This window comes from Pseudomonas sp. KB_15 (genome assembly GCF_052114525.1).
In the GTDB taxonomy this organism is placed as follows: Bacteria; Pseudomonadota; Gammaproteobacteria; order Pseudomonadales; family Pseudomonadaceae; genus Aquipseudomonas.
On sequence record NZ_JBFREX010000366.1, the window covers coordinates 1 to 361 of the forward strand.

The following is a 361-nucleotide window of genomic DNA, read 5'->3' on the forward strand; positions in this document are numbered from 1 at the left end:
GGCGCGCGCATCAGCGGCTGGTAGCCCAAGCCGTGCGCTTCGGCCAGACGCTGGACCCACTGTCGGCAACACCCCACGGTGTGTGTCCAAAATGTAAAAACCCCACGCTCTCTCAAGCGTGGGGTTTCTTTTTGGCGCAGACCTGTGGGGACTACCGGCTCCCCATCGGCGGGCGGATCGGCAAATCAGAAGTCTTCGGGGCGTCCACGTCGTAGTTGGCCGGCTCCCAGCGGATGGCCAGCAGGGCGACCAGGCCGGCCAGCGGGGCCAGGGCGATGACCCAGAACACCTTGGTGCTCAGCGCGGCGGCCAGCACCGGGAACAGGAACAGCGATGCCGTGGAGCTGGCGCGCATCAGCGG

At 67.0% G+C, this 361-nt stretch carries 1 protein-coding gene; it reads right to left on the minus strand.

What is annotated here, in order from left to right:
• Window positions 1-151 precede the first annotated feature (151 nt).
• Window positions 152-361 (minus strand): hypothetical protein (locus tag AB4Z35_RS31315; RefSeq protein ID WP_442101341.1); only part of this gene is annotated, 210 nt, incomplete at its 5' end.